The sequence below is a fragment of the Pseudomonas sp. AN-1 genome (assembly GCF_034057115.1).
In the GTDB taxonomy this organism is placed as follows: domain Bacteria; phylum Pseudomonadota; class Gammaproteobacteria; order Pseudomonadales; family Pseudomonadaceae; genus Geopseudomonas.
On record NZ_CP139195.1, the window covers coordinates 2029662 to 2048148 of the forward strand.

Sequence of the window (18487 nt, forward strand, 5' to 3'; positions counted from 1 at the left end):
GGTCTTCGCCGGCGACTTCGATGTCTTAGCAGGCGAAGGATTTGCCGCAGCTGCAGCTGCTGCTGGCGTTCGGATTGACGAAGGTGAAGCCGCTGCCTTCCATGCTCTCGACGAAGTCCATGGTCACGCCCTCGAGCAGCGGCGCGCTGGTCTCGTCGACCAGCAGGGTGATGCCGCCGCAATCGACGGCCTGGTCGCCGTCGCTGCCCTCCTCCTCCAGCTTGAGGCTGTACTTGAGTCCGGAGCAGCCGCCACCCTCGACGCGAATGCGCAGGCCGGCAATCGGCTTGGCGCTGCTGCTGATGAAACGGTTGACGGCGGTCTTGGCGCTGTCGGTCATGATGATCATCGGCTTGTCTCCTCAGCTGTGCGGTGGTCTGGCCAACCGTTGTCAAGGGATTTGCAAGCCATATGCCATCGCCAGGACTGATGAAAATTCCTTTTGATTCAATGGGTTGATGAAAACCGGCGATGTCGGGCGCTGTCGCGAACGACACCTGCGCCGGGCGTTGTCGGCTTTGCGACAAGGGCAATGGCGGGGGCGCAGCCCCCGCAAGTGCGGCGCAGCGCGGCCTGGCGCCACGCGTGCAGATCGGCACCGTTATTGCTTCGGCTATATAACGCTCACCGAGCCACGCAGCCGACGGCGGCGATGAATGCCGCAACTGACCGCAGTCGAACGACAGATCACCACCGTTCACGGCAGAACCCAGGATGGAGGAACGCCCATTGTTCATTAGCCGACAGCACAGGAACGCCCCACGGCAACCACTGCCCTGCCCCACGCCGTCGCCGGACTGGCGCGACCGCCTGCCGGCCGCATGGCAGGGCGAGGTGCTGACACCGGTCAGCTTCGAAGTGCATCGCGACGCCGAACTGGCCGCCGCGCGCTGCTTCGGCTACGACGCCCGACGCAGCGCCTGCTACTACGCCCACCACTACGCCGTCACCGAATGGCGCAGCGACGACGACGAGGAGTTCTACCTGTGCACCCTGTACGGCGAGACGCTGGCCGCCTGGCGGCTGCGCGACGGCCGCTGGCTGGTGCATCGGCGGGTGTGCAACGACGAACAGGGCGAAGGCCACGGCTTCTACAGCTTCAGCCCGGCCATGCCGCGCTGAAGCTGTGCGCAATGCTGCAACCCCGACCTGTGCGATTGGCGCCAACGCGACAATGCGCTTCACTCAAGTCATTGATATCCAATGTCTTTTTCTTGGCATCCGGGTTGCACCACGGAGACTCGGCAAGGTCCGCAGCGGCGTGCCGACAGTCCGGCACGGGCATCCCATGGCCCACCGCCGCGGCCCTGGCCATCCCTTCCACCGTGACAGAGAGAGCCCCATGTCCATCAAGGAAATCCAAGCCTTCTCGGCGCAGACCAAGGCCGACCCCAGCCTGGGCGAGAAGCTGAAAGCCTGCGAAAAAGTGCGCGAGATGATCGGCCTGGCCAAGGAGGCCGGCTTCACCATCGTCGAGGACGCCCTTTACCCGCCGAACGAGCCGCAGTTCACCGAGGACCAACTGTCGGCCAAGCTGGCCAAGGCGCTGCTGCGCGCCTGAGGCGCCAGACGGCCCGGCGGGGAGCCGACAGCGCCCCGCCGGGCCGGGACTCAGCCGAGCAGCACCTCGTAGACCCGGCGCAGCAGCTCGCGGTCGAGCCAGGGCATGCCGATGCTCTGCGGCAGCTCGATCCAGCGGGTGCCGGGCGGCGGCGGGCACAGCTCATGGCCGGGCAGCGCGGCCAGGTAGACCGGCAGCAGCAGGCCCGGCACCTCCAGATGCAGATGGAATTCGCCGACCAGCTCCAGCGCCGGCTGGATGCCGAGGAGTTCCTGCAGCTGGCGCAGGGCGCTGGCCGGGTGGCTCTGCACCGGCGCCTCGGCGCCCGGCGCGGCGAGCACGGCCAGGCGCGGCAGCGGCTGCGGCAGCACCACCCCGCCCTGCTCGGGGATCAGGAAGCGCAGGCGCGCGCTGACCGGATGCTTGTGGCAGACCAGCATCCGCCAGGGCAGCGCCTGGTCGTTGGCTGCGGCGCTCATGGATTCAGCGCCAGCAGGGCATATTCCACCGGCCCGGCGAACAGCCGGGTGCCGCCGCCCTCGGCCGCCACCCGGTACGCCGCGGCGGCATCCAGCACCCGCACGCCGGCCAGGTAGTCGACGCCGAAGTCGCGCCAACCCTCCAGCCACGGCAGGCTCGGCCCCATCAGCACCACCCGCGCCTGGCGCGACAGCTCCAGCAGGCGCGGCAAGGTCTGGTTGGCCAGGCTGCTGGCGGTGACGAACACCCAGTCGGCCTGCGGCAGGACGAACTCGGCGGCGCTGTCCGGCAGGTCGCCGTCCTGCGGGTTGCGCTCCAGGCACTGGTAGTCGAGGTCGTGCCACAGGCGCTCCAGCCCCGGATAGCGGCCGATCACCGCCACCCGCTGCCCGTCCAGTTGCGGACGAAAATGGGCGAACACCCGCAGATGGCCGGGCGCTTCGCCGCGCAGCGGCACGGCCTCGACCAGGCAGGGCGAACGCGCGTTGATTCCGGCATTGAGCACGGCCAGCCCCACCGCCGCCTCGGCGGCATCCCAGGAGCGCAGCCAGGGGCGCAGCTCGGCGGCCGAGCGGCCGGCCAGGGTGCCGGCCCAGCCGAGGGTGCGCGGCACCTGCCGCGGGCTGAAGGCGAAGCCGCAACCGCCGGCGCTCTCGGCCAGGGTCCAGTTCAGGCCGAGCAGCACGCCCTGTACCGGCTCGCGACTGCTGGCGCTGGCCAGCAGCCAGTCGTAGACGGCGCTCATGAGCCGAGCGCCGGCAGCAGGCGCAGCTCGCTCTTCAGCGCGCCGACGCGGCCCCAGGCGGTGACCGCCTCGACCATCCACAAGGGCTTGCGCGGATGCGGGCGCAGCACGTCGAACTCGGCGAAGGCCTGGCCGTCGGCGTGCACCAGCAGGCTGCCCAGCAGCGCGCCGCCGGCGCTGCGCCACTCGGCGTACAGCGCCTGGCTGTGGTCGTAGGGATCCTCGCGCAGCTCGCCGCGCGCCGGCGGCGTGCCGGCCACCGCAAGCGCTTCCTCGATGCCGGCACGCGCCAGGCAGGCGGCCAGCGCCGGCCACAGTTCGGCGAGCAGCGGCCGGGCGGCGTCGAGGCGCTGTTGCAGGGTCGTCGCCATCAGGCCGCCTCCTCGTCGAACGAGCGGGCGATCTGCAGGAAGGCGCCGCCACCGATCTCGTCGAACGGGTCGAGCTCCAGCAGCTTGGCCAGCACCCGCTCGGCCTGCGCCACCCGGCCGCGGCGCAGGCGGATCACGCCGAGCGCCTTGAGGCTGAACAGGTACAGGCGCAGCGGTCCCTGGCGCTGCGTCCAGTCGGCGCTGGCCGGCCGCTGGCGCCGGTAGTTGCGGGCGATGCCGGCGCCGCGCGCCGCCTCGCGCAGCGCCTGCCAGACCGCCGCCTCGGCCTCGCCGTAGCGCTGGCTGACGAAGTAGAACTTGTACAGGCCGATGTGCGCGTCCGGCTCCTCCGGCCAGCGCCGGCGCGCCTCCAGCAGCAGGGCCTCGACCCCGTCCGGCGTGGCCGCGCACAGCGCATGGTTGAGCAGGAAGCGCAGCTTCTGCGGCGTACTGTCGGAAAAGAACGCCCGCTCCGGGGCGAACAGCAGCACTTCGGCCATGGGCGTCACCAGAGTTCGGCGGGGGTCAGCTTGTCCGCCCAGGGCTCGCCGCCCAGCAGATGCTGCTCGACGATGAGCGCCGCATCCTGCGGCTCGAGCCAGCTGTACATGACCGCCCCGGGGTAGACCAGCACGTTGGCCCCGGCCTGGCAGGGGCCCATGCAGCCGGTGCTGGTCAGGGCGATGCGGTTGCTGAGGTTGTGCTGGATCAGCAGCTGGGCGAAGGCGTTGTACACCGCCTCGGCGCCCTTGGCGCCGCAGCTGCCGCGCGGATGGCCGTCGGCGCGGCGCTGGGCGCAGACGAAGATGTGGAACTCGGGCTTGGCCATGATCCGCTCTCCTCAGGCCGCGGCGGCGGCGTGGCTGTGGCACTGCTTGGGACAGACCGCGGCGCAGGCCTGGCAGCCGATGCAGTCCATGGCGTCCTTGACCACCATTACCTTCATCTCGTCGTCCTCGTCGTAGAGGTCGTCGTCCTCGCCCATCAGCTCGGCGCGGTCGACCAGGTCGAACACGTCGCGCGGGCAGACCTTGTAGCAGCGGCCGCAGCCGATGCACTTCTGCGCGTCCAGCGCGGTGACGAACTGCGGAGTCCACTCGGCGCCCCCCCGGGTACGCCCGGTAATCGTTGTCTCAGCCATGCTTCACTCTCCTCGCCGCCACCGGCGGTGGCGCGGCCAACGGTTGTCGATCGGCGGCTGGCAGCCGCTCTCGTGCTGTTCTGCCCCACAGGGGCGCGCAGCCGGGTGGGCCGCGCGGAGTCCGCCGCAGGCGGACGTCGGCTGCGGGCCGCAACGACCCGCGGGTAATGTCGGCCGGCGGCCTCGTGAGCCGCCGCCGTGGGCGGGGCTCAGGCCCCTTCGCAGGCGTCCAGGCGCGCCTTGGCCGCGGCCCAGTCGACGCAGGCCTGATGGGCCTGGCGGGCCAGCTCGGGCAGCGCGTCGTAGTCGCTCAGCAGGCGATCCTCGACCAGGTCGTGGATCTGCGAGGCCCAGTCGCTGGCGATGCGCTTCTTGTGGCTGACGTCCTTCTTCAGCGCCTTGAGTTCTTCCTCGTTCATCCGGGCCTCCTCAGAGCTCTGCCACGGCGCGGTGCTCGCCGACCAGCGCGCTGGCCTTGTCCAGCTGCTTCTGCGCCTCGGCGACCAGCGCCTCCAGCGAGTCGAAGCCGAAGCGGTGGACGTCGCGCAGGGTCTTGTCCAGCGCCACCAGCTTGCCGACCAGGATCAGCGCGCGGCCGAACCCCTCGTGGCTCAGGTTGATCACCGGCACGGCGAGCAGGCCGGTCTCGCCCTCGAGCAGCTGGGCCAGCGCGTTGTAGTAGGCCTTGATCCGCGAGATGGTGGTCTCGTCGGGATCGCCCACCACCGGGATGGCCTTGCGCCGCTCCCTGGTCAGCACCAGCGGATCGAGCACGCGGGCATCGCTCCAGGTGTCGTAGGTGCCGTAGCTGTCCATGGCGCGCAGCTGCACCACCATCTGGCGGATGATCGGCTCCTGCAGGGCGGCATCGCCGTCCTGCACCACCGCGGGTTGTTCCTCGACGTCGAACATGGGGCTTTCCTCTCTGGATAAGGGGTGGCGCTACTCGTCCCAGGCCTCGCCGGCCATGGCCTCGAAGCGCTGGAGATCGGCGCCGCGGCTGCGCTGGATGGCCTTGGCCAGCCAGGCCGAGGGGCCTTCGCGCAGCTCGTCCTGCAGGCTCTCGAGCAGCTCGTCGATACGCGCCGCCTCGGCGACCTTGACCGGCTGCACGCCGATGCCCAGCAGCTGGCGCACCGCCGAGGCACCGCAGGCGCGGCAGTACACGGCGATGCAGCCGTCGAGCAGCTCGAGCTTGACGGCCAGCTTGTCCTCGTTGCCGTCCTGCTCCAGGTCGCCGAACTCGATGACCTTGAGCAGCTGGGCGTGCTCGGGATTGACGCCGTAGATGACGAAGGCGCGCGACGAGCCGAAATGCTGGTCGACCGTCTCGCGATCGGCGGAGGCGAACGCCACCTTCAGCAGGGTGCCGTCGTCCTCGCCGTCGAGTACCTGCAACTGCCGGGTCGGGCTGGCCATGCTCAGTGCCTCCATTGCGGCCGCTCGGCGGCCGGCTTCTGCGCGTAGATCGAGTGGTAGGGCGCCAGACCCCGGTGGTGCTCGACCAGCAGGTTGGCCAGATCGAACAGCGTCTGGGCGGTCGCCCGGTAGCCGCTCCAGCAGCGCTGGAAGCCGCCGAGCAGGTCGTACTGCGGGAAGCCTACGCGCAGCAGCGGCACGCCGAGGCGCCCGGCGCTGGCCAGCGCGTGGCTGTTGCCGAGGATCAGCTGCGCGCCCTGCGCGGCGGCGGCGTGCTCGAGATCCTCGAGATCGCCGACCTGGATGCTCGCCAGGGGCGAGGCGGCCAGCGCCGGCGCCCGCGCCGGCACCACCGCGGCCACCGTACGCGCACCCATGCCGCGCAGCAGGGCGTCGAAGCCGAGCAGCAGGTCGGGATCGGCGGCGATGGCCACCCGCGCATCGCCGAGCATGAAGTGGCTGTCGAGCATGGCGTCCTGCAGCTGGCGGCGCTGCTTCTGCCAGCGCTGCGGCACCGGGTTGCCGCTGATCCGGCTGAGCGCCAGCAGCCAGGCGTCCACCGCATCCAGGCCCATGAGCAGGCCGAAGCGCCGCTCCGGCACGCCGGTGCGCGCCGCCAGGGCATCGGCGGCGCCCTCCAGGCTGGGCCCGACCACCAGGGTGGCGACGCTCTGCCCGGCCGTCGCCAGCTCGTCGAGGGTCAGGCCGCCGGTGGTCAGCGGATTGAACTGCGCATCGTCGAGGTGGCCGTCCAGCGAGCCGGACAGGTCGGGGATCAGCAGCGGGCGCAGGCCGAAGCTCTCGATGCTCTCGGCGATGAACTCCAGGTCGCCCGGCGTCAGGCTCGCCGAGCACAGCACGTTGACCTGGCGCGGCCGCCTGCCGACCTGGTCGCGGCGCTCCGGCACCAGGGTCTCGATCAGCGCCTTCACCGTGGCGGCGAAGCCGCTCTCGAAGCTGCCGGAAAAGTCCGGGGTGTTCACCGCCACCACCGCCACCCTGGCGAACTCGGGATACTGGCTGCGGAACTCGTGCAGCGCGCTGTTCAGGTCGCAGCCCTGGGTCTCGGCCAGCGCGGTGGAGAGCAGGCCGATCACCGCCGGGTTCTGCTTCTCGCAGATGGTCTTGAGCGCCTCGACCACGTTGTCGTCGGCGCCCATCACCGAGCTGACCTGGTCCATCGCCGTGGTCTGCAGCGGCACCGGCTCGCGGAAGTGGCGGACGAAGAACACCTTGGCGAACGCCGTGCAGCCGGCGGAGCCGTGCAGCAGCGGCATGCTGCGCGCCAGGCCGAGGATGGCCAGGGCGCCGCCCATGGTCTGGCTGGCCTTCAGCGGACTGACCGCGAGGGCCTTGTTGCGATTGACGATCTCGGCCATGGCGATCTCCTCAGGCGGTCGTAGACAGCGCGGAAAGCGGAGCGCCGAGCGGCGCGCCGCCGATGTCGCTCCACGGCGCCGGGCGGCGCACCGCCTCCCATACCGGGCTCTCCAGGGTCAGGCACAGCTGGCGCACCAGCTCGAGCATGCCGGCGTAGCCGGCGTAGCCGAATTCGCGCTCCTGGTTGATGTCGAGGAAAGGGATGCGCGCCTTGAGCGCGGTGTACATGTTGCGGCCGCCGGCGATCAGGATGTCGGCCTGGTACTCCTCCACGGTCTTCAGCAGCGCGCGCGGGTTGCCCTCGTCGAGCATCTTCACCTCGTCGCCCATCAGCTCGCGGATGCGCGCCTTGTCCTCCTCGGTGGACTTCTTGGTGCCGGTGGCGACCACCTTCATGCCCAGGTCCTGCAGGCAGGAGATCACCGACCAGGACTTCACCCCACCGGTGTAGAGCAGCACGCGCTTGCCCTCCAGGCGCGCGCGCCAGGGCTCCAGGGCGGCGCGGATGCGCGTCTCCTCGCGCTCGATCAGCGCCTCGGTGCGCGCACTGAGATCGGCATCGCCGATCAGCCGGGCGAAGTCGCGCAGCGCCTGCGAGGTGTCGGTGATGCCGTAGAAGCTGCCCTCGAACCACGGCGTGCCGTAGCGCTCCTGCAGCTTGCGGGCGACGTTGAGCATGGCCTTGGAGCAGACCATCATGTTCACCGCAGCGCGGTGCATGGTCTGCACCTCGCGAAAGCGCGCATCGCCGGACAGCGTGCACAGCACGCGCAAACCCAGCTCGTCGAGCAGCGGCAGCACGTGCCAGAACTCGCCGGCGATGTTGTATTCGCCGATCAGGTTGACGTCGTGGACGCGGATGCCGGGGCGTTCGCTACCGGCCGGCAGCGGATCGGGCTCGCGGCTGCCGATCACGTGCTTGAGCATCGCCTCGCCGGCGATGCGGTTGCCGAGGTTCTTGGTGCCGTAGAAGCCGGCCGAGTCGATGGGCACCACCGGGGTCTTGAAGTGCTCGCTGGCGGCCTTGCACACCGCGTCGAGGTCGTCACCGATCAGCGCCGGCACGCAGGTGTTGTAGACGAACACCGCCGGCGGCGCGTGGCTCTCCACCGCCTGGCGGATGGCATGGAACAGGCGCTTCTCGGCGCGGCCCATGATCACGTCCTGCTCGCTGAGGTCGGTGGTCATGCCGATGCGATACAGGTCGGGGCCGCTGGAGCGGGTGCCGCGGTTGTCCCAGGAACTGCCGGCACAGGCGATCGGCCCGTGGACGATGTGCGCCACGTCGGCGATCGGCAGCAGGGCGATCTGCGCGCCGTCGAAGGCACAGCCACCGTCGGTGGCGCCCGGCTTGGGCTTGGCGCAGCCGGACTTCTCCTTCTTGTTGTGCTCGCAGGAAGGCTCGTCGAGCAGCTCGGCAATGTCCTTGGCTTTCATCGCTGACCCCCGTGGGTACGTCGCTGGCTGGTGACGGGGGTGTTGCAAGGGCGGTGCCAGGCGCTAACTCATTGATTTATATGTCTTTTATCTGGAATGGCGTTGTCGGAAAGATGGCGGGGTGTCGGGTTTGCGACAAGGGGGGCTGGTGGTGGGTGGAAACGACAAGGCCGCGTGAGGCCGGAGGGGCGGCCTTGTCGACTTTGATCGTTCCCACGCTCCGCGTGGGAACGCAGCCTGTGACGCTCTGCGTCACAGAAGCGGACGCGGAGCGTCCGGTGAGGCACTCCCACGCGGAGCGTGGGAGCGATCACCAAGCAGGAGCAGATTTTCTTGTGGTTGTGGTGAACAGCGACACTATCGGAACAGGCGAGTCCTGCAACGGAACAAGGCCGATAACAATCATGATCCCCGTGATCGATTGAGCGCTTGGCCCCCGTTGCGCGAACTACAGAGTGGCCCGGGCGGCAACGCCCAGCAAAGGCCGGGCGGTTGCAGGAGCTGAGTGCAACACGGTTACTGGATTGAAGCAGGTGCATCATGCTGCAACGCCACCACCTCTGTCATGATCTCAATCGGGCACTTCCAATTGAAGCGTTTGCGCGGCCGGATGTTCAGCTCGTAGGCAATGGCATCCAGCTGCTCCTGGCTGTATACCGACAGGTCCGTACCCTTGGGCAGGTACTGGCGGATCAGGCCGTTGATGTTCTCGTTGCTGCCGCGCTGCCAGGGGCTGTGCGGGTCGCAGAAGTAGATCGCCACCCCGGTCTTCTGCGTGATTTCGGCGTGCCGCGCCATTTCCCGTCCCTGGTCGTAGGTCATGCTCTTGCGTACAGCCAGCGGCATGCGATTCAGCGCCGCGCTGAACCCCTCCACAGCCGAGGTCGCCGTCGCATCGCTCATCTTTACCAGCATCAGGTAGCCGCTGGTGCGCTCCACCAAGGTGCCTACCGCCGAGGCGTTGGCCTTACCCTTGATCAGATCGCCTTCCCAGTGGCCGGGCATCACGCGATCCTCGATCTCCGGTGGGCGCACGTGGATGCTGACCATGTCGGGGATCTGACCACGTCGATCTACCCCGCCAGAGCGCGGACGGCGGGTGGTTTTGCCTTGCCGCAGGCAGATGATCAGCTCCTTGCGCAGCTCGCCGACTGGCAAGGCATAGATCGCGTTGTAGATCGTTTCGCGGCAGACGTAGGCGTCTTCGAAGTTTGGAAATTCCATGGCGCGGAGCTTGCCGGCAATCTGCTCGGGAGAAAAGCGTTTTCGCAGCAGATGGATGACCAACTCGAACAGCTCGTTGCCGGGAACCAGCTTTTGCCGGGGCCGGCAGGGTATGCGGCGTTCACGCATCGCTCGCTGGGCATGCTGAGTGATGTAGTCGCCCTGAGTACTGCGGTTACGGCGGATTTCGCGACTGATCGTCGAGGGGCTGCGGTTGAGCATTCGGGCAATGGCCCTCTGGCTCATGCCGCGCAGCAGACCGACCTGGATGTTGGAGCGCTCTTCAACGCTGAGTTCGTGGTAAGACATGGCAACACCGTACCGGAAAGGTCAGGTGTTGCACTCAGTTTTTGCCGCTGCCAAGCCATACGGAAAAAACCGCCATAGGGCAACCTTCTTCGCAGTGGCACGAGAGGGGTTTACAGCGCGACGCCGTGCTGCTGAGCACCGTTTTCCACATATAGGACAATCGCCACCCTCAGTCAGCTTATACCCGCAAGTAGAGCAATTTTTGTTATTGGTCCGCACCTTGGGAAGCCCTAACGTTGAAATGACCGGCGGACAGTAGGCCGACGAAGGCCGGCCGATAGGACGTCCGCGTCGATTGCCAAGTTAGACCTCAGTGTGAGGTGCAAGGATTCGCCGATGGGAGGAAGCCTCACTTATCGGCGCACGCTGCTATTAATTCGCCCAATCCGAGCCTCCTCAGATTCGGTGTATTCGGCACTCGATGAAACCCAATTCACAAGAGACGGCCGAAGATCAGAGTTCCTCTGAACCATGTCATTCGAAGGCGGTTGACCTGGGTCGAGAATGGGGTGTCCCATTGAGTACATAAATCGACCGGAGTGAAACCTCACTCGAGTGGTTCTCTTGCTATCGTCCCGCGGCCACAAGTCCTCAAACATGTACTCGCGCGTGAATGATCGCTCCACGATAGAGACAGATTTCCGCACGTACAGCAGAGCGCCAGCAAACATCTCGGCTGCATGAGCGCCATTCATATCTGCAGCCAAGGTAAACGGTGTGTCGTATTCCAAAGTGAAGGAATTGCCTGCCACTTCATGTTGACCGACGTAGGATCCATTAATCTCAAGAAGGATCCATGACGAGTCCGCCGTTTTTACCGTACGGAGGCCGAATGCGAAGGCATCCTTGTCGCAGTGGCGTGAAAGCTTGATGTCTTGCGAAAAACGAAGTCCGTCGTCATCTACAACGATGAAGGTGATTACATCGTCGCTGCGACGAACAACCGAGATTCTCCCCTTATTCTTCGCGCCGCCAAGATCAAAGATGAACTCTTCAGCGTCGGAGGTCTTGGCGCCTAGCCCGATATTGAAGAATAGATTAAGTCCCGGCTCCGCGGCATCTTCCGACTTAATGGCGTAATGCTGATTGAGAGCATCAAGGATATCGTCATAGGTGTAATGCGTGATCTTCGGGGTCAGATGCCGCAGCAATTCGTGGACCTTCACTCGATCAAGTCCGGAACTGCGACCGGCGATGATGATGCTATGGGGCCAGCCATTCATCCGAATCCCGCGTGAATTGAGAAGATCCGAAATTACGACTGAATCCGAACACCGCAATGAATACTCGCGGCATTGCGAGATATAAGAGGTCATGTCGCTGTAGAAGGTCGTACGTCGTTCAGGGTTCTTGAGAACGGCAGTATCGGGACGCTTAAGCTCAACGATTTCCCAAAGGCCGTCGGGCCGCTCTGCCAAGAAATCGAGAATCATGGGAGTCTGCCCGGGAAGATTCAGCGCGGGGTGAGGAAAAAACCGCCGGAACCCGAGCACCTCCCAAGCAGCAGGGTGTCGCTCAAACCACGACTGAAACTCTTGCTCGCCCGCATCCTCGTTGTTTATGAGAATGGTGAGTTCGGTGATGGCTGCTTCGAGTGATTCACGTAAGGAGGCCATGGTTTCCATTATCTTAATGTAAGAGTTATTCTTCCAGTGTGGCCGCAGCACCGCACCATGCAACGATTCCAGTGCAGGGGCAGCAACCCATTGCACCTGTTTCTAGTCACGCCAGTTACCGCCTGCTCCCCACCCGCCGGTGCGAGTGCGATGACCACTGCGTCCCGCCAGGTTCAGCGATGGCAATCGCTCTTCACGGTCCTTCTCGCACTCCACTTGCACACACGCCTCGCTTGAGATGATGGTCTAACGCTGAGTTCAGCGGCAGTTTTTAAGTTGTGGTTTTATGGAATACTTTTGCGCAGCAAAACCATAAAGCCGCGACTTAAAAACTGTCCAGCACGCGAAGCGTGCGATGCTGCAACGACTTGTTAGGCGTTTTATTGCGCAGATTTTCCACTAACAACATTCAGCGGGACAGATGCTTTACCTTCGTTGTTGAAGTTACATACAGCAACGTATGAACCCTCTTTAAGCTTTAGCCCTTCGGTGGGAAAGGCTGGATTCCAAATGGTCTGTAGTAGTTGGCCCGGCTTGGACTCGGGAACTACCAATACCCCGCGCCATGCAATGGTGCCATTGAATGAATTTGAGAATGAGCAATCAATGGCTTTTCCAGTGTCGTAATTTGCATCCCACCAAACGTGCAGATTGATCGCTTCGCCGGCAAGGTAGTACGGACGAGAATTTCCACTCCAATCAGTTACCTTCATTTGATATGGGCTTCGCTGGATCTGTGGACTCACGCAGCCAACGAGAAGGACAAAAATTGCCGTGGTAAATAGTGTGATTTTCATGTTCTCTCCTAGCCGATTTGGCATGATTATTTTGCGCGCACTAGGCATGACGCCTAACTATAAATAGACACCAACTGGTGCATAACACCCCGAGCGGGGGTTGGTGGATAACATCCCCAAGCAGGAGAAAGGAACCGCTCTGGAATGCGGCCTCGGGGAAGAATCTGGGTATGAAGGCAGCTTATACGCCATGACTGCAAATCCCTTGCTTGCGGGGGTATCCAATAGTCAGCGAGGTTATCGCAGCGCATAAACAAAAAACAACCGGAGCAGCCCTCGCGGTCCGGTTGCCAATGCAGGAATTGATCGTTCCCACGCTCCGCGTGGGAACGCAGCCCGTGACGCTCGGCGTCACCGAAGCGGACGCGGAGCGTGGGAGCGATCAAAGAGTGGCAGACGCGCGCCTCAGGCGGCGTGGCGCAGCAGCTCGATCAGTTGGGCGTGCAGCTGCGGGTCGCCGCAGGCGATCACCGCACCGCCGTTCTGCGCCGAGCCGCCGTCCCAGGCGGTCACCACGCCGCCGGCGCCCTCGACGATGGGCATCAGCGCCTGGATGTCGTAGGGCTGCAGGCTGGCCTCGACGATGGCGTCGACGAAGCCCGAGGCGAGCATGCAGTAGGCGTAGCAGTCGCCGCCGAAGCGCAGCAGCTGGGCCTGGGCGGCCACGGCGTCGAAGGCCTGGCGCCGCGCCGGGGTGTCGAACATGTCCGGGGTGGTGCACATCAGCCGGGCGCTGGACAGGCTGGCGCAGGCGCGGGTCTTCAGCGGCGCGCCGTTGCGCCAGGCGCCGGCCGGGGTGCCGACGTAGCGCTCGCCGGTGAACGGCTGGTTCATCACCCCGAGCAGCGGGCGCTGGCCGTCGTTGAGGGCGATCAGCGTGCCCCACAGCGGCAGGCCGGTGATGAAGGCGCGGGTGCCGTCGATGGGGTCGAGCACCCAGGTCAGCGCGCTGCTGCCGACCACGGCGTCTTCTTCCTCGCCGAGGATGCCGTGCTCGGGGTAGCGGGCGAGGATCAGCTCGCGCATGGCCCGCTCGGCGGCCTTGTCGGCCGCGGTGACCGGGTCGTACAGCCGGCCGCCCTTGTCCTCCACCGCCAGCGGGGCGCGGAAGTGAGGGGCGATGGCGGCGGCGGCGGCATCGGCCAGTTGCTCGGCGAAGGCCTGGTACTCGGCGAGTTGCTCTGCGCTCAGGGACATCGGATATCACCTATGTTGGGCGTGAAGGTGGCGATGATAGCCGCCAGCGCGCTGGCTGTGGCAGGGCGATCTTCGTTATCCCGGGAGGGTTGCACTGCCTGGGCCGGCGGCTTGGCGTCAGGCGCCAAGGGTGGCCCAGAGGCAGGCGCCAAAAAGTGTGTACGCCACACACCGCACAGCACAAGGAGACGGCAATGCGCAGCAGGGAAGTGATCGCGTTGCTCGAGGCGGATGGCTGGTACGAGGTGGCGGCCAAGTGCAGTCATCACCAGTTCAAGCACCCGACCAAGCCCGGCAACCCGAAGTCGGAGATTCCAAAGGGAACACTGCAGAGCATATTGAAACAGGCCGGCCTGAAATGAGGCCGCCATCAGCAGGCAGGGCAATCGCATGAATAGCTTCAGAGCCTGGTCAATCCGCTGTAGGGGCGAATTCATTCGCCCAAATACCCCGCCAAGGCGAATGAATTCGCCCCTACGGACTGGGAAATTGGCTTCATGCAATTGACCTGCATCAGCAGGAGGAGGCGCCAGATGAAATATCCCGTCGTGATTCACAAGGACCAGGGCAGCGACTACGGGGTGACCGTGCCCGACGTGCCGGGTTGCTTCTCCGCAGGTACGACCATGAACGAGGCGCTGGAGAATGTTCGCGAGGCGCTGGAGCTGCATTTCGAGGGGCTGGTGGCCGATGGCGTGCCGTTGCCCCAGCCGCAGGAGCTCGACGTGCACGCGGCGAACCCGGACTATGCCGGTGGCGTCTGGGCACTGGTCGACTTCGACGTGACGCCCTATCTGGGCAAGGCCGTGCGCTTCAACGCCACGCTGCCGGAGCATCTGCTGGCGCGGATCGATGCCTACGTGAAGAACCATCCGGAGCAGAAGAGCCGCTCGGGCTTCCTCGCCGAGGCGGCGCTGCGGGTGCTGCAGCACGGCAGGTAAACAGGCATGCCGGGCAGGTGCAGCAGCGCCCGACAGAAGAACTGCAGCTCGGCCTGCACACGCCCAGGCTGCGCCCGGCGCCCCCTACCCCAATCGCTCCCCGATCGCCGCCCGCACCTCCGGGTCCTGCTCGTCCAGCGTGCGCAGCGCCTCCAGCGGGGCGTTCTCCACCGCCGCCAGGCGCACGGTCCAGTCGGGGTCGTGGAGCATCGGCAGCACGTCGTCGCCGTGCAGGCGCGAGGCGACGATGCGGCGGATTTCCGGTTCGGGGTCCTGGCTCATCAGGCCGAGACTGATCTCCGGCAGGCGCCTGGCGACCAGCTTGCGCACCTGGCGGTCGTCGTCGCGGATGAAGCGGAACAGCCGGCCCGGGGCGATGCGCTGGACCACGTAGGCGCGCACCAGGTAGTCGCGGTCGGCGGCCATCTGTTCGAGCTGCTCGACCGGCAGGCGGTCGGCCACGGTGATGCGCACCTCGCGGTCCTCGTCCTGCATCAGCAGGTGCAGCTGCTCGCGCGGCAGGCGGTAGGCCACCGCGCGGCGCACCGCCTCGTCGATGTCGCGGACCATGGCCGGCAGCGCCTCCAGCGGCGCGTAGCGCACGGCGATGGCGCGGCGCTCCCAGAACGGGTCGGCCAGGTACTGCACCGCCAGCTGCGGGTTGTTGCGGAAGAAGCGGTCGATCTGCCGGCCGCTCTGCACCGCCACGCAGGCGTCGCCCGGGGTGCAGCGCCCGGCGAGCAGCAGGTGGCGGCTGAAGGCGCAGCCGCGGCAGTCGCCGATGGGGGTGTTGTCCGGACCTTGCTCGAGCATGCCGCACCTCAGTCGGGGATGATTTCCGCCAGCACGATGCCGGAAGCCGCGTCGCCGTCGTTGGTCAGCACCGAGCAGTGGTCGCTGGAGTTGACCAGGTAGAGGTTGAAGGCGGCGCGCTCGGCCACCGGCCGGGCGTTGACCGCGATGTCGTCGTCCATGCACCAGGTGAAGTGCACGCCGGGGTGGGCGGCGCGCAGGCGGGCGATCAGGGCGTCGTCGAGGATGCTTTCCTCGGCCTGGCGGATGACGTCGTCGAGCAGTTCCTGGCTGATCATCTCACTGTCCTCGTTCGGGGCTGTCACTGGTGAAGCGCACGCGCAGGTCGGCGTCGGCGCCCATCGCCTTGGCCAGCCAGGGCGGCGGGGCGGCGGCCAGCACGCGCTGCAGTTCGGCAACGATCTCGGCGGCCGGCACGGCCTCGGCCTGGCGGATCGGGTGCACGCCGGCGCGGATCACCTTGGCGGCGGCCGGGCCGCCGATGCTCAGGGTGTAGAGCAGTTGGCAGTCGTGCAGCTGCTCGGCGCGCCGCGCATTGCGGTCCTCGTCGGGAGCGCAGGCGGCGGCCTCGCGCACATCGACCAGGCGGCTGGCGCGCGGCGAGATCTGGTAGATCAGGAAGCGCGCGCAGTGGCCGAAGCTGGCGTCCATGCGCGCGCCGTTGTCGGAGGCGCAGGCGATGCGCACCGAGCCGGCGAACTCGCCGTCGCGGTAGGCCTCGGGCGGCGGTGGCGGTTCGCTGGGCAGGCTGACGCCGCGGCCCTTGAGCAGGCCGAGGGCGCTGTGCAGCGCGCGCTCGCCGATCTCCGCCGCGGCGCCGGGCGGCGCGGTGTCCTGCAGGCGGGCCTGCAGGCGCGCGGCGCGCAGTTTGCGCAGGCGGGCCTCGGTGATGGGTTCGCCGACCGCGGCGATCAGCGCGCGCAGCAGGTGGGCGGTGTCGATGCCCCTGAGCGCACGGGCGGCCAGGGCGATGCGCAGGGCCAGGTGGGCGGGCAGCGGCGCATGCCGGGGGGGATGCGCGCTCATGACCGTCAGGCCTCGCCGGCCCGCTTGGCGCGCAGGGTGATCGGCAGTTTGGGCTGGGGGATCGGCTCGATCCAGTAGCTCGAGCCGTCGCCGAGGGTGACCTCGCCGCCCCACAGTTCGGCGCTGTCGTGCTCGAGGGCGACGACGATCTCTTCCTGGTCCTTCTTGGCGATGTAGAAGGTCAGCTGACCTTGGGGGTTGCGGCGGATCATGACGCTGGGCATGGCGGCTCTCCGGTTCGGGATGGGCTGTCCGCCGGCGCCGGGGGCCGGGCCCCGGCGCCGGCGGACAGTGGTGCGAAGCGGGCCGGAGCGGCGCACGCCGCCCCGGCCGCTACCGCTACGGGCTGCGACTCAGCGGACCAGGTCGTAGTTGTAGTCGGTTTCCTGCATGCCGCGGGTTTCCTCGTCGAGACGCTCGAGCACCGCGTTGACGATGGTGGTGAGCATCTGCATGGCGCCCTCGTAGCCGAGGGTGGTGGAGCGGTGCAGGTGGTGGCGGTCGAAGATCGGGAAGCCGATGCGGATCAGCGGCACCTCGAACTCCTTGCCCTTGTGCAGGGTGTCGCGCTGGATGAACTTGCCGTAGCTGTTGCCGATCATGAAGTCCGGCTTGTCGGTGAACACCAGCGAGCGCAGGTGCCAGAGGTCCTTGCCGATGTACACGGTGCAGTCCTTGCCGTACGGCGAGGCCTCCAGGATGGCGTCCATGGCCTTCTTCCAGCGCTTGTTGCCGTTGTTGCAGAGGATGTGGGTCGGCTCGCAACCCAGCTCCAGCAGGAACTTGGCCAGGCCCATGACGAAGTCCGGGTCGCCCCAGATGGCGAACTTCTTGCCGTGCAGCCAGGTGTGCGAGTCGGTGATCATGTCGACCAGGCGACCGCGCTCCTTGGCCAGGCTGGCCGGGATCGGCTGGCCGGTGGCCTCGCTGACCTTCATCAGGAATTCGTCGGTCCAGTCCAGGCCCATCGGGATGTTGAGCTTGGGAACCTCCTGCTTCCAGGTATTCTCGACCAGCTTCCTGGTCTTTTCCAGCTGCCAGGGCTGCAGCAGCAGGGTGGTGATGGCGTTCGGCGCGTCCTTGATCTCGTCCTGGGTGGTGCCGCCGGCGTACATGCGGAACTCGCCGTCGGCCGGGGTATCCAGCACTTCTTCCGGGTCGGAGAGGAAGCTGTAGCCGACGTCCATCTCCTTGAGCATGCGCTTGATCACGCGGAAGTTGCCCAGGTAGGTCTCGAAGCCCGGTACCACGTTGACCTTGTGGTTGCTGCCGACCACCTTGTCTTCCATGTGGTTCAGGGTGAAGTAGCGGGCGATGCCCTCGAACATGTTGTCCCAGCCGGTGACGTGGCTGCCGACGAAGCTCGGGGTGTGGGCGAAGGGCACCGGGTACTCGTCCGGGATGAAGCCCTCCTTCTTCGAGTTGTTGATGAAGGCGTTGAGGTCGTCGCCGATCACCTCGGCCATGCAGGTGGTGGACACCGCGATCATGTCCGGCTTGTAGGTGGCCTTGCAGTTCTGCAGGCCGTCCTTCATGTTCTGCTGACCGCCGAACACTGCGGCGTCCTCGGTCATCGAGTCGGACACGCAGGACACCGGCTCGCGGAAGTGGCGGTTGAAGTAGGTGCGGAAGTAGGCCACGCAGCCCTGCGAGCCATGCACGTAGGGCATGGTCTTCTCGAAGCCGAGGGCGCACAGCACGGCGCCGAGCGGCTGGCAGGCCTTGGCCGGGTTGATGGTCAGGGCTTCGCGCTGGAAGTTGAGTTCCTGGTATTCCCGGGTGGTGGTCCACTGGAACACTTCGTCGATCTTGTCCTGCGGATGCTTCTCCTCGAAGGCATCGCGCTTGCGGGCAAGCATGTCCTTGTATTCCTGGTCGCGGAACAGCGGGTAGCTGGGTTTGATGTTGTCGACTTGCTGGCTCATGACTCTTCTCCTGCGCCGCACTCATCTGTGCCGGCGATGGCGGATGTCGGCTGCGGGCGGCCCCGGGGGGTGGGCCGCGCGCAGCGGACGGCTGGTACGATTGCG

The 18487-nt window shown here is 66.4% G+C and carries 25 protein-coding genes; 4 read left to right on the forward strand and 21 right to left on the reverse strand.

Features of this window, described 5'->3' with window-relative positions:
• Window positions 1-25: 25 nt before the first annotated feature.
• Window positions 26-349, reverse strand: a complete 324-nt coding sequence (locus SK095_RS09310; RefSeq protein WP_320548669.1) for an iron-sulfur cluster assembly accessory protein — start codon at window positions 347-349, stop codon at window positions 26-28.
• Window positions 350-729: 380 nt separating this feature from the next.
• Here SK095_RS09310 and SK095_RS09315 point away from each other — a divergent pair, with 380 nt between their 5' ends.
• Window positions 730-1122: a hypothetical protein gene (locus tag SK095_RS09315; RefSeq protein WP_320548670.1), complete on the forward strand. Its 393-nt coding sequence runs from the start codon at window positions 730-732 to the stop codon at window positions 1120-1122.
• A 220-nt stretch (window positions 1123-1342) separates the two neighbouring features.
• Window positions 1343-1561 carry a Nif11-like leader peptide family natural product precursor gene (locus SK095_RS09320; RefSeq protein WP_201485691.1) on the forward strand — a complete coding sequence of 73 codons (219 nt, stop codon included), beginning with the start codon at window positions 1343-1345 and terminating at the stop codon, window positions 1559-1561.
• A 50-nt stretch (window positions 1562-1611) separates the two neighbouring features.
• Here the strand turns inward: SK095_RS09320 and SK095_RS09325 are convergent, their stop codons facing one another.
• From SK095_RS09325 to hisN, 15 genes are all read right to left on the reverse strand, one after another.
• Window positions 1612-2040, reverse strand: a complete 429-nt coding sequence (locus SK095_RS09325) for a hypothetical protein (protein ID WP_320548671.1) — start codon at window positions 2038-2040, stop codon at window positions 1612-1614.
• Window positions 2037-2786: a DUF364 domain-containing protein gene (locus tag SK095_RS09330; RefSeq protein ID WP_320548672.1), complete on the reverse strand. Its 750-nt coding sequence runs from the start codon at window positions 2784-2786 to the stop codon at window positions 2037-2039. The genes SK095_RS09325 and SK095_RS09330 overlap by 4 nt, the downstream gene beginning before the upstream one ends.
• Window positions 2783-3157, reverse strand: coding sequence for a hypothetical protein (locus SK095_RS09335; RefSeq protein ID WP_320548673.1), 375 nt, complete (start codon window positions 3155-3157; stop codon window positions 2783-2785). Before SK095_RS09335 ends, SK095_RS09330 begins: the two co-directional genes overlap by 4 nt.
• Complete coding sequence (locus SK095_RS09340; RefSeq protein ID WP_320548674.1) at window positions 3157-3657, reverse strand: hypothetical protein; 501 nt, start codon at window positions 3655-3657, stop codon at window positions 3157-3159. The genes SK095_RS09335 and SK095_RS09340 overlap by 1 nt, the downstream gene beginning before the upstream one ends.
• A gap of 5 nt (window positions 3658-3662) precedes the next feature.
• A complete protein-coding gene (locus SK095_RS09345) occupies window positions 3663-3986 on the reverse strand; it encodes a 2Fe-2S ferredoxin (protein ID WP_320548675.1) in 324 nt (107 codons plus the stop codon).
• A 12-nt stretch (window positions 3987-3998) separates the two neighbouring features.
• Window positions 3999-4298 carry a ferredoxin III, nif-specific gene (gene fdxB / locus SK095_RS09350; protein ID WP_320548676.1) on the reverse strand — a complete coding sequence of 100 codons (300 nt, stop codon included), beginning with the start codon at window positions 4296-4298 and terminating at the stop codon, window positions 3999-4001.
• Between the two features lie 209 nt (window positions 4299-4507).
• Window positions 4508-4717, reverse strand: coding sequence for a CCE_0567 family metalloprotein (locus SK095_RS09355; protein WP_320548677.1), 210 nt, complete (start codon window positions 4715-4717; stop codon window positions 4508-4510).
• A gap of 10 nt (window positions 4718-4727) precedes the next feature.
• Complete coding sequence (locus tag SK095_RS09360; protein WP_320548678.1) at window positions 4728-5210, reverse strand: NifX-associated nitrogen fixation protein; 483 nt, start codon at window positions 5208-5210, stop codon at window positions 4728-4730.
• A 30-nt stretch (window positions 5211-5240) separates the two neighbouring features.
• The gene (locus SK095_RS09365) at window positions 5241-5717 is read right to left on the reverse strand and encodes a NifB/NifX family molybdenum-iron cluster-binding protein (RefSeq protein WP_320548679.1); all 477 of its coding nucleotides are present in this window, start codon (window positions 5715-5717) and stop codon (window positions 5241-5243) included.
• A gap of 2 nt (window positions 5718-5719) precedes the next feature.
• A complete protein-coding gene (gene nifN / locus SK095_RS09370; protein ID WP_320548680.1) occupies window positions 5720-7096 on the reverse strand; it encodes a nitrogenase iron-molybdenum cofactor biosynthesis protein NifN in 1377 nt (458 codons plus the stop codon).
• 10 nt (window positions 7097-7106) lie between these two features.
• Window positions 7107-8534, reverse strand: a complete 1428-nt coding sequence (nifE, locus tag SK095_RS09375; RefSeq protein WP_320548681.1) for a nitrogenase iron-molybdenum cofactor biosynthesis protein NifE — start codon at window positions 8532-8534, stop codon at window positions 7107-7109.
• 516 nt (window positions 8535-9050) lie between these two features.
• Complete coding sequence (locus tag SK095_RS09380) at window positions 9051-10067, reverse strand: IS30 family transposase (protein ID WP_320548682.1); 1017 nt, start codon at window positions 10065-10067, stop codon at window positions 9051-9053.
• A gap of 353 nt (window positions 10068-10420) precedes the next feature.
• Window positions 10421-11779 carry a Shedu anti-phage system protein SduA domain-containing protein gene (locus SK095_RS09385; protein WP_320548683.1) on the reverse strand — a complete coding sequence of 453 codons (1359 nt, stop codon included), beginning with the start codon at window positions 11777-11779 and terminating at the stop codon, window positions 10421-10423.
• A gap of 284 nt (window positions 11780-12063) precedes the next feature.
• Complete coding sequence (locus SK095_RS09390) at window positions 12064-12480, reverse strand: hypothetical protein (protein WP_320548684.1); 417 nt, start codon at window positions 12478-12480, stop codon at window positions 12064-12066.
• Between the two features lie 405 nt (window positions 12481-12885).
• Entirely contained in the window at window positions 12886-13677 is a 792-nt protein-coding gene (gene hisN, locus SK095_RS09395) for a histidinol-phosphatase (RefSeq protein ID WP_320548685.1), read from the reverse strand.
• Between the two features lie 194 nt (window positions 13678-13871).
• Here hisN and SK095_RS09400 point away from each other — a divergent pair, with 194 nt between their 5' ends.
• Both SK095_RS09400 and SK095_RS09405 read left to right on the forward strand, forming a co-directional pair.
• On the forward strand, window positions 13872-14039 hold the full coding sequence (locus SK095_RS09400; RefSeq protein ID WP_320548686.1) for a type II toxin-antitoxin system HicA family toxin: 168 nt from the start codon (window positions 13872-13874) through the stop codon (window positions 14037-14039).
• Between the two features lie 171 nt (window positions 14040-14210).
• Entirely contained in the window at window positions 14211-14618 is a 408-nt protein-coding gene (locus SK095_RS09405; RefSeq protein ID WP_320548687.1) for a type II toxin-antitoxin system HicB family antitoxin, read from the forward strand.
• A gap of 84 nt (window positions 14619-14702) precedes the next feature.
• On the opposite strand, the gene SK095_RS09410 is transcribed toward SK095_RS09405, so the two are convergent.
• The 5 genes from SK095_RS09410 to nifK all read right to left on the reverse strand — a co-directional run bounded on the left by SK095_RS09410 (window position 14703) and on the right by nifK (window position 18382).
• Window positions 14703-15431: a 4Fe4S-binding leucine-rich repeat protein gene (locus SK095_RS09410; protein ID WP_320548688.1), complete on the reverse strand. Its 729-nt coding sequence runs from the start codon at window positions 15429-15431 to the stop codon at window positions 14703-14705.
• Between the two features lie 8 nt (window positions 15432-15439).
• Entirely contained in the window at window positions 15440-15709 is a 270-nt protein-coding gene (locus SK095_RS09415) for a DUF6129 family protein (protein ID WP_136491790.1), read from the reverse strand.
• 1 nt (window position 15710) lies between these two features.
• Window positions 15711-16457: a dinitrogenase iron-molybdenum cofactor N-terminal domain-containing protein gene (locus SK095_RS09420; protein ID WP_320548689.1), complete on the reverse strand. Its 747-nt coding sequence runs from the start codon at window positions 16455-16457 to the stop codon at window positions 15711-15713.
• A 5-nt stretch (window positions 16458-16462) separates the two neighbouring features.
• Window positions 16463-16681: a putative nitrogen fixation protein NifT gene (nifT, locus tag SK095_RS09425; RefSeq protein WP_136489252.1), complete on the reverse strand. Its 219-nt coding sequence runs from the start codon at window positions 16679-16681 to the stop codon at window positions 16463-16465.
• A 129-nt stretch (window positions 16682-16810) separates the two neighbouring features.
• Complete coding sequence (nifK, locus tag SK095_RS09430; RefSeq protein ID WP_320548690.1) at window positions 16811-18382, reverse strand: nitrogenase molybdenum-iron protein subunit beta; 1572 nt, start codon at window positions 18380-18382, stop codon at window positions 16811-16813.
• Window positions 18383-18487 lie beyond the last annotated feature (105 nt).

What these genes read in the sequence shown, in the direction of transcription:
- SK095_RS09310 (WP_320548669.1), bottom strand. Translation starts at nt 349, where the DNA reads ATGATCATCATGACCGACAGCGCCAAGACCGCCGTCAACCGTTTCATC.
- SK095_RS09320 (WP_201485691.1), top strand. Translation starts at nt 1,343, where the DNA reads ATGTCCATCAAGGAAATCCAAGCCTTCTCGGCGCAGACCAAGGCCGAC.
- SK095_RS09325 (WP_320548671.1), bottom strand. Translation starts at nt 2,040, where the DNA reads ATGAGCGCCGCAGCCAACGACCAGGCGCTGCCCTGGCGGATGCTGGTC.
- SK095_RS09330 (WP_320548672.1), bottom strand. Translation starts at nt 2,786, where the DNA reads ATGAGCGCCGTCTACGACTGGCTGCTGGCCAGCGCCAGCAGTCGCGAG.
- SK095_RS09335 (WP_320548673.1), bottom strand. Translation starts at nt 3,157, where the DNA reads ATGGCGACGACCCTGCAACAGCGCCTCGACGCCGCCCGGCCGCTGCTC.
- SK095_RS09340 (WP_320548674.1), bottom strand. Translation starts at nt 3,657, where the DNA reads ATGGCCGAAGTGCTGCTGTTCGCCCCGGAGCGGGCGTTCTTTTCCGAC.
- SK095_RS09345 (WP_320548675.1), bottom strand. Translation starts at nt 3,986, where the DNA reads ATGGCCAAGCCCGAGTTCCACATCTTCGTCTGCGCCCAGCGCCGCGCC.
- fdxB (WP_320548676.1), bottom strand. Translation starts at nt 4,298, where the DNA reads ATGGCTGAGACAACGATTACCGGGCGTACCCGGGGGGGCGCCGAGTGG.
- SK095_RS09355 (WP_320548677.1), bottom strand. Translation starts at nt 4,717, where the DNA reads ATGAACGAGGAAGAACTCAAGGCGCTGAAGAAGGACGTCAGCCACAAG.
- SK095_RS09360 (WP_320548678.1), bottom strand. Translation starts at nt 5,210, where the DNA reads ATGTTCGACGTCGAGGAACAACCCGCGGTGGTGCAGGACGGCGATGCC.
- SK095_RS09365 (WP_320548679.1), bottom strand. Translation starts at nt 5,717, where the DNA reads ATGGCCAGCCCGACCCGGCAGTTGCAGGTACTCGACGGCGAGGACGAC.
- nifN (WP_320548680.1), bottom strand. Translation starts at nt 7,096, where the DNA reads ATGGCCGAGATCGTCAATCGCAACAAGGCCCTCGCGGTCAGTCCGCTG.
- nifE (WP_320548681.1), bottom strand. Translation starts at nt 8,534, where the DNA reads ATGAAAGCCAAGGACATTGCCGAGCTGCTCGACGAGCCTTCCTGCGAG.
- SK095_RS09380 (WP_320548682.1), bottom strand. Translation starts at nt 10,067, where the DNA reads ATGTCTTACCACGAACTCAGCGTTGAAGAGCGCTCCAACATCCAGGTC.
- SK095_RS09390 (WP_320548684.1), bottom strand. Translation starts at nt 12,480, where the DNA reads ATGAAAATCACACTATTTACCACGGCAATTTTTGTCCTTCTCGTTGGC.
- hisN (WP_320548685.1), bottom strand. Translation starts at nt 13,677, where the DNA reads ATGTCCCTGAGCGCAGAGCAACTCGCCGAGTACCAGGCCTTCGCCGAG.
- SK095_RS09400 (WP_320548686.1), top strand. Translation starts at nt 13,872, where the DNA reads ATGCGCAGCAGGGAAGTGATCGCGTTGCTCGAGGCGGATGGCTGGTAC.
- SK095_RS09405 (WP_320548687.1), top strand. Translation starts at nt 14,211, where the DNA reads ATGAAATATCCCGTCGTGATTCACAAGGACCAGGGCAGCGACTACGGG.
- SK095_RS09410 (WP_320548688.1), bottom strand. Translation starts at nt 15,431, where the DNA reads ATGCTCGAGCAAGGTCCGGACAACACCCCCATCGGCGACTGCCGCGGC.
- SK095_RS09415 (WP_136491790.1), bottom strand. Translation starts at nt 15,709, where the DNA reads ATGATCAGCCAGGAACTGCTCGACGACGTCATCCGCCAGGCCGAGGAA.
- SK095_RS09420 (WP_320548689.1), bottom strand. Translation starts at nt 16,457, where the DNA reads ATGAGCGCGCATCCCCCCCGGCATGCGCCGCTGCCCGCCCACCTGGCC.
- nifT (WP_136489252.1), bottom strand. Translation starts at nt 16,681, where the DNA reads ATGCCCAGCGTCATGATCCGCCGCAACCCCCAAGGTCAGCTGACCTTC.
- nifK (WP_320548690.1), bottom strand. Translation starts at nt 18,382, where the DNA reads ATGAGCCAGCAAGTCGACAACATCAAACCCAGCTACCCGCTGTTCCGC.